Raw genomic sequence first — 1,945 nt, 5'->3', positions numbered from 1 at the left:
GGCGAACACAACAGGCGCCGCACCCCCTGGGACCCTGCAACATTGGGCGAACATAACGACAGGCAGACCCCTCGGACACCCAGCCATCCGCCAACATCCCGATCGGGAGGCGCGGCTCGGCACCTGGTGGCCCGAACGCGCGCAACCCCGATCGGAGGCAGCGTCGGCTCCGGTCGGGGTCAGCGGGCGGTCGGCTCAGCCGACCGCTTCGGTACGCGCGGGGGCGTACGCGGAGTCGAGCACGCGGGCGAGTTCATCGTTGAACCGCTCGTACATCTCGACGTTGCCGAGGTGGCCGGTGTTCAGCACCTCGTAGCGCACCAGGCTGCCCACCGACTCGAGCATCTCGGCGATGATCTCGGAGTGCAGCGGCGGCGTCATGTCGTCGGCGGAGCCGGCCAGGATGGTGGTCGGCACCACCAGGTTCTTCGCCGACTCGCCGAGGTCCATCACGGCGAGCAGCTTGCCGAATTCGGCGCGCACCATCGCGGGGCAGGAGCGAACCACGGCCATGCTGTAGTCCACCAGGTCGCCGGTGGATTCCAGGCTCATGATCTGCCGGGCGAACACCCATTTGACGGGCTTGATCGGCGGAAAGACGATCGGGGTTCCCAGGCCGAGCTTGCCGACGACGTGCGGCAGCGAGACGCCGGTGCGCTTCCACGGCAGCGGCCGGTTGAAGAACGGCACCACGGTGGTCGTGGCGACCAGACCATGCGGCGCGGTGTTGGTCAGCAGCACGGCCTCCGCGCGCCGGGTGACCTCCTCGGGGTAGCGCCCGGCCCATGCCTGCAGCGTCATGCCGCCGAGGCTGTGTCCGACGAGCACCGCCTTGCGGCCCGCGGGCAGCGCCGCTTTCAGCACCGCGGCGAGATCGTCGGCCAGCAGTTCCATGGTCAGCTTCGAGGAGCCGCGCTCGCTCTCACCGTGTCCGCGCACGTCGTAGGCGATCACCCGGTATTCGCCTGCGAAAGCGTTGATCTGGGCGTTCCAGTACTCGATGGCGCAGGTCCAGCCGTGCACGAGCACGAGGGCGGGAGCGTCGACCGGACCGTACGCGTGCACCCGCAGCTTCGTGCCGTCTGGCGCGGTCACCGGGATGACGTCGTGTGGCACGGTGGGCGGGTTCAGCGCCGAGGTCGAGTAGGTGCGCGCCCGGAGATTGGCGCGATGTACGTCGAGCAGGCCCCGAGCCTTTCCCGGCAGCTCGCCCAACGCGGTCTGCAGCTGTGCACGCATCGGACACTCCTTTGTGTTACTGATAATTACAGTAACCCGAAGTACCGCCTGCTAGCTAGTGCAAGCACAAAAAAGCGCCGCCGCCCGGTGCCAGGGCAGCGGCGCACAAGGTCGCCTACCAGCGCGAACGCCAAGTCCGCTAGCTGCGGCAAGCGCGAGAAATTTCTGCCGCAGCTCGTTGAATCCCCGCGCACATTCCGCACAGCCACAGCACCACGAGCGGCGTATTCATGGCAGCGGCGGCGATCAACCGGTGGTCACGAGCCCCACACGGAACCAGCAGCCAGAGGCGTACGGCAGCGATCTCAGCCGAAGGTCACCAGCCCCACACTGAATCAGCAGCCGCGAGGCGTACAGCAGCTATCAGCCGAAGGTCACCAGCCCACACCGAACCAGCAGCCACGGCGGGACGTACGGCAACGATCAACCGGCAGCCACCACAGAAACAGCTCCCGCAAGGCGCATGGCAGCGAACAACCGGCAGCCACCAGCCCACACAGAACCAGCAACCGCAAGGCGCATGGCAACGAACAACTAAAGGTCACCAGCCGCCACAGAACCAGCTCCCGCGAGGCGCATGGCAGCGAACAACCGACGGCCGCCGGCCCACACAGAACCAGCAACTGCGAGGCGCGCGGCAGCGATCCGAAGCTCACCAGCCCCCACAGAACCAGCAACTGCGAGGTGCGCGGCAGCGATTAGCCGG

1 protein-coding gene is annotated in these 1,945 nt (G+C 67.4%); it reads right to left on the bottom strand.

What is annotated here, in order from left to right; translation table 11 throughout:
* Positions 1-195 precede the first annotated feature (195 nt).
* Positions 196-1,239 (bottom strand): alpha/beta fold hydrolase, encoded by a 1,044-nt coding sequence (locus tag NAM01S_RS33560; protein WP_067793385.1) that lies wholly within the window; start codon positions 1,237-1,239, stop codon positions 196-198.
* Positions 1,240-1,945: the final 706 nt, after the last annotated feature.

Origin of the sequence: Nocardia amikacinitolerans NBRC 108937 (genome assembly GCF_001612615.1) — a bacterium.
Taxonomy (GTDB): domain Bacteria; phylum Actinomycetota; class Actinomycetes; order Mycobacteriales; family Mycobacteriaceae; genus Nocardia; species Nocardia amikacinitolerans.
Note: the sequence above shows the minus strand (reverse complement) of the source record. Positions and strands in the feature narration are given on the sequence as shown.

Bases quoted from the DNA above. Each gene is read 5' to 3' on its own strand.
- NAM01S_RS33560 (WP_067793385.1), bottom strand. From the start codon at position 1,239: ATGCGTGCACAGCTGCAGACCGCGTTGGGCGAGCTGCCGGGAAAGGCT.